Below are 5,874 nucleotides of genomic sequence, written 5' to 3'. Positions count from 1 at the left end.
TCACTTTTCTTATAAAAAGCGCTTGCGGGTTCTGGGTGTTCGCCTTAGAACCCCCTTCACCGGCGGCGCAGACAGCGCAGCACGGGACGCCAGACGGACTGGCCGGGGTGCTCGAGAGGGTGACTTGGACGGGAAGCGAGGCAGAAAATTTGAGGCAGATCTGGGCGGGCGCGCCGTTAAGTTTAGGGCGCACTGGTCTGGTTTTTGTCTCTTGCTCTTTGAAATTGATAGATGAACGAAGAGATATGTGGGCGGTTTGGTCTTAACGACAAGAACGTCTGTATATCGCGCTCTTAGGGATTTCGGTCCTGATGATAGAGTGTCAGCTTCACTGTTTGGACGGCTTTTGTTTCTTTGGAAATGAAGCACAACAAACAGTTTTCCATTCAGCCCTAGCCGGTTGGATGGAGTGATGTGCAGAGGTTCGACGTCAAGGTTAGCATGGTAACATGCTTTCAACTTGAGAGTTTGATCCTGGCTCAGAACGAACGCTGGCGGCACGCCTAACACATGCAAGTCGAACGAGATCTTCGGATCTAGTGGCGGACGGGTTAGTAACGCGTGGGAACGTACCCTTCACTACGGAATAGTCCCGGGAAACTGGGTTTAATACCGTATACGCCCTTCGGGGGAAAGAATTTCGGTGAGGGATCGGCCCGCGTTAGATTAGTTAGTTGGTGGGGTAATGGCCTACCAAGACTACGATCTATAGCTGGTTTGAGAGGATGATCAGCAACACTGGGACTGAGACACGGCCCAGACTCCTACGGGAGGCAGCAGTGGGGAATCTTAGACAATGGGGGCAACCCTGATCTAGCGATGCCGCGTGAGTGATGAAGGCCTTAGGGTCGTAAAGCTCTTTCGCCTGTGATGATAATGACAGTAGCAGGTAAAGAAACCCCGGCTAACTCCGTGCCAGCAGCCGCGGTAATACGGAGGGGGTTAGCGTTGTTCGGAATTACTGGGCGTAAAGCGCACGTAGGCGGATTAGTCAGTCAGAGGTGAAATCCCAGGGCTCAACCCTGGAACTGCCTTTGATACTGCTAGTCTTGAGTTCGAGAGAGGTAAGTGGAATTCCGAGTGTAGAGGTGAAATTCGTAGATATTCGGAGGAACACCAGTGGCGAAGGCGGCTTACTGGCTCGATACTGACGCTGAGGTGCGAAAGTGTGGGGAGCAAACAGGATTAGATACCCTGGTAGTCCACACCGTAAACGATGAATGCCAGTCGTCGGCAAGTATACTTGTCGGTGACACACCTAACGGATTAAGCATTCCGCCTGGGGAGTACGGTCGCAAGATTAAAACTCAAAGGAATTGACGGGGGCCCGCACAAGCGGTGGAGCATGTGGTTTAATTCGAAGCAACGCGCAGAACCTTACCAACCCTTGACATCCTGATCGCGGATTAGAGAGATCTTTTCCTTCAGTTCGGCTGGATCAGTGACAGGTGCTGCATGGCTGTCGTCAGCTCGTGTCGTGAGATGTTCGGTTAAGTCCGGCAACGAGCGCAACCCACATCCTTAGTTACCAGCGGTTTGGCCGGGGACTCTAGGGAAACTGCCCGTGATAAGCGGGAGGAAGGTGTGGATGACGTCAAGTCCTCATGGCCCTTACGGGTTGGGCTACACACGTGCTACAATGGCATCTACAGTGAGTTAATCTCCAAAAGATGTCTCAGTTCGGATTGGGGTCTGCAACTCGGCCCCATGAAGTCGGAATCGCTAGTAATCGCGTAACAGCATGACGCGGTGAATACGTTCCCGGGCCTTGTACACACCGCCCGTCACACCATGGGAGTTGGGTCTACCCGACGGCCGTGCGCCAACCTTTTGGAGGCAGCGGACCACGGTAGGCTCAGCGACTGGGGTGAAGTCGTAACAAGGTAGCCGTAGGGGAACCTGCGGCTGGATCACCTCCTTTCTAAGGATGTTTCTAGCTAGATTGGCTTGCCAATCTCATGAAACACTTAGCAGCTACTTAGTAGCATAAGATCAACAATAGTTGGTCAAACTCGGCCAGGCCGTCCTCATATCTCTTCGGAATTCCAAGCAGCCTTCGCGGTTGCTTCTGGGGCCTTAGCTCAGCTGGGAGAGCATCTGCTTTGCAAGCAGAGGGTCATCGGTTCGATCCCGATAGGCTCCACCAGGTTATGATCGGCCACCGGTAGCGTTGCCGATCCGGATGGGTCGGTAGCTCAGGTGGTTAGAGCGCACGCCTGATAAGCGTGAGGTCGGAGGTTCAAGTCCTCCTCGACCCACCATCCTTTAAGATTACATCAGCAAGCACTGATCCAGTGTTTGCTCGTCTAATCTTAGACGCATTGACATCGTATAGAGAGATAAAATTGCAACATCGTTGGTTGCCCAAGTGTGGGTTAAACCTCCGTCGCTTCCGCAAGGAAGGCAATCTCAACCCCCTTTCCTCGGGGTTTTGACTGTATCGCGGCGTGAAAAGATGATGTTGCCCAAGTCAAGTAAACTAACCAAGTTGCGGTTCTACGGAATTGCAGCGCGTTTCCGATCCCATACAAGATCGGAAGCGGGAAAGTATGCTTTTGGTTCAGGAAGCACAGCCTACATCTTACCAGCTTGTAGGCTCGCAAGACGCAAGTTTTGCTCTTTCTGGATCAAATCAAGCGCGAGAAGGGCGTTTGGTGGATGCCTTGGCAGTAAGAGGCGATGAAGGACGTGATACTCTGCGATAAGTCATGGGGAGCTGAGAATAGGCTTTGATCCATGAATTTCCGAATGGGGGAACCCACCTGACAGTTTGATATTGTTACCTCGGTAATCAATATCTTGCTGAAACAGGTACTTTTAACCTGAATACATAGGGTTTTAAGAGCAAACCCGGGGAACTGAAACATCTAAGTACCCGGAGGAAAGGACATCAATAGAGACTTCCCTAGTAGCGGCGAGCGAACGGGAACCAGCCGAGCATGAGAAGTGACTAGAACAGATTGGAAAGTCTGGCCATAGCGGGTGACAGCCCCGTATAGGAAGCTTTGATTGACGTATTAAGTAGGGCGGAACACGTGAAATTCTGTCTGAAGATCGGGGGACCACCCCCGAAGGCTAAGTACTCCTTACTGACCGATAGCGAACCAGTACCGTGAGGGAAAGGTGAAAAGCACCCCGACGAGGGGAGTGAAACAGTTTCTGAAACCGGACGCCTACAAGCAGTCGGAGGATCCTCGAGATCTGACGGCGTACCTTTTGTATAATGGGTCATCGACTTGGTCTTACGAGCAAGCTTAAGCCGTTAGGTGTAGGCGTAGCGAAAGCGAGTCTTAATAGGGCGCATGAGTTCGTGGGATCAGACCCGAAACCGAGTGATCTAGGCATGACCAGGATGAAGGTAAGGTAACACTTACTGGAGGTCCGAACCCACACCTGTTGAAAAAGGTCGGGATGAGTTGTGCCTAGGGGTGAAAGGCCAATCAAACTCGGAGATAGCTGGTTCTCTGCGAAATCTATTTAGGTAGAGCGTCATCCGAATACCCCGGGGGGTAGAGCACTGGATGGGTAATGGGGCCCCACAGGCTTACTGATCCTAACCAAACTCCGAATACCCGGGAGTACTAGATGGCAGACACACTGCGGGTGCTAACGCCCGTAGTGGAGAGGGAAACAACCCTGACCTCCGGCTAAGGCCCCTAATTCATGGCTAAGTGGGAAAGCAGGTGGGACGACCAAAACAACCAGGAGGTTGGCTTAGAAGCAGCCATCCTTTAAAGATAGCGTAACAGCTCACTGGTCTAGATAAGTTGTCCTGCGGCGAAGATGTAACGGGGCTCAAGCCATGAGCCGAAGCCGAGGATGCCGTAAGGCATGGTAGCAGAGCGTGGTGTGATATAGCTCCATGTGTCCTTAATTCCTTCGGGAATATTGGACACAAGGAGCTTTCTGTGAAGCGGGCGTGTGAACGATCCCGTGGAGAGATCACCAGTGAGAATGATGACATGAGTAGCGACAAACAGGGTGAGAGACCCTGTCGCCGAAAGTCCAAGGGTTCCTGCTTAAAGCTAATCTGAGCAGGGTAAGCCGACCCCTAAGGCGAGGCCGAAAGGCGTAGTCGATGGGAACCAGGTTAATATTCCTGGGCCAGAGAGAAGTGACGGATCGCAAAGGTCGTTCATCCTTATCGGATTGAATGGGCGGCTCAGCGGTCCCTGGAAATAGCCTCTCATTAGATCGTACCCTAAACCGACACAGGTGGACTGGTAGAGAATACCAAGGCGCTTGAGAGAACTATGTTGAAGGAACTCGGCAAAATACCTCCGTAAGTTCGCGAGAAGGAGGCCCAGTTTCTACGCAAGTATTGGCTGGGGGCACAAACCAGGGGGTGGCGACTGTTTACTAAAAACACAGGGCTCTGCGAAGTCGTAAGACGACGTATAGGGTCTGACGCCTGCCCGGTGCCTGAAGGTTAAAAGGAGAGGTGCAAGCCTTGAATTGAAGCCCAGGTAAACGGCGGCCGTAACTATAACGGTCCTAAGGTAGCGAAATTCCTTGTCGGGTAAGTTCCGACCTGCACGAATGGCGTAACGACTTCCCCGCTGTCTCCAACATAGACTCAGCGAAATTGAATTGCCTGTCAAGATGCAGGCTTCCCGCGGTTAGACGGAAAGACCCCGTGCACCTTTACTACAGCTTCACACTGGCATCAGGCACAACATGTGCAGGATAGGTGGTAGGCTTTGAAGCAGGGACGCTAGTCCCTGTGGAGCCTTCCTTGAGATACCACCCTTGTTCTGCTTGATGTCTAACCGCGGACCGTTATCCGGTTCCGGGACCCTGTGTGGCGGGTAGTTTGACTGGGGCGGTCGCCTCCCAAAGAGTAACGGAGGCGCGCGAAGGTTGGCTCAGAGCGGTCGGAAATCGCTCGTTGAGTGCAATGGCAGAAGCCAGCCTGACTGCAAGACTGACAAGTCGAGCAGAGTCGAAAGACGGCCATAGTGATCCGGTGGTCCCGAGTGGAAGGGCCATCGCTCAACGGATAAAAGGTACGCCGGGGATAACAGGCTGATACTGCCCAAGAGTCCATATCGACGGCAGTGTTTGGCACCTCGATGTCGGCTCATCTCATCCTGGGGCTGGAGCAGGTCCCAAGGGTACGGCTGTTCGCCGTTTAAAGAGGTACGTGAGCTGGGTTTAGAACGTCGTGAGACAGTTCGGTCCCTATCTGCCGTGGGTGTAGGATACTTGAGAGGAGTTGCCCCTAGTACGAGAGGACCGGGGTGAACGATCCACTGGTGGACCAGTTGTTATGCCAATAGCAGTGCTGGGTAGCTATGATCGGAAAGGATAACCGCTGAAGGCATCTAAGCGGGAAGCCCCCCTCAAAACAAGGTATCCCTGAGGGCCGAGGTAGACCACCTCGTCGATAGGCTGGAGATGTAAGTGCAGTAATGCATTCAGTTGACCAGTACTAATTGCCCGATAGGCTTGATTTGATCCAGTAAAAGCAAAACTTTTACCAAATCAAAAGCATACACAAACACTTACTTGACTTGGCTCTTTATTCGGTTTGGTGGTCACAGCACCAGTGAAACACCCGATCCCATCCCGAACTCGGCCGTTAAGCACGGTTGCGCCAATGGTACTGCGTCTTAAGACGTGGGAGAGTAGGTCACCGCCAAACCTAATAAAGAGCCAATTATCTCTCTAAACGATAACAATATCCCCCACACGAAAATACTTCGCCCGTGGGGCAATTGGCCTCAAATCGCGTTCCGCGCCATAGGTCAAACACGTGCTAAAGTCCCCGATCGGCGGTAGCACAACATAGTGTCGCGGGATGGAGCAGCCCGGTAGCTCGTCAGGCTCATAACCTGAAGGTCGTAGGTTCAAATCCTACTCCCGCAACCAAAA

At 52.6% G+C, this 5,874-nt stretch carries 3 tRNA genes and 3 rRNA genes; all 6 read left to right on the top strand.

The window, feature by feature from the left end:
* The first annotated feature begins 456 nt into the window (after window positions 1–456).
* The 6 genes from J5Y17_RS18965 (at window position 457) to J5Y17_RS18940 (ending at window position 5,871) form a co-directional block, all read left to right on the top strand.
* Window positions 457–1,921 (top strand): 16S ribosomal RNA (locus J5Y17_RS18965).
* Window positions 1,922–2,070: 149 nt separating this feature from the next.
* A tRNA-Ala gene (locus J5Y17_RS18960) sits at window positions 2,071–2,146 on the top strand.
* Between the two features lie 38 nt (window positions 2,147–2,184).
* Window positions 2,185–2,261, top strand: a tRNA-Ile gene (locus tag J5Y17_RS18955).
* Window positions 2,262–2,630: 369 nt separating this feature from the next.
* Window positions 2,631–5,456 (top strand): 23S ribosomal RNA (locus J5Y17_RS18950).
* Between the two features lie 73 nt (window positions 5,457–5,529).
* Window positions 5,530–5,644, top strand: a 5S ribosomal RNA gene (rrf, locus tag J5Y17_RS18945).
* Together the 16S, 23S and 5S rRNA genes with 3 tRNA genes alongside form the textbook arrangement of a ribosomal RNA operon.
* 150 nt (window positions 5,645–5,794) lie before the next feature.
* Window positions 5,795–5,871, top strand: a tRNA-Met gene (locus tag J5Y17_RS18940).
* The last annotated feature ends 3 nt before the right edge of the window (window positions 5,872–5,874 follow it).

It is taken from the genome of Celeribacter sp. PS-C1 (assembly GCF_019429625.1).
Classification (GTDB): Bacteria; Pseudomonadota; Alphaproteobacteria; order Rhodobacterales; family Rhodobacteraceae; genus Celeribacter.
The sequence above is the reverse complement of the archived record's forward strand: the minus strand, read 5'-3'. Positions and strand labels throughout refer to the sequence as shown.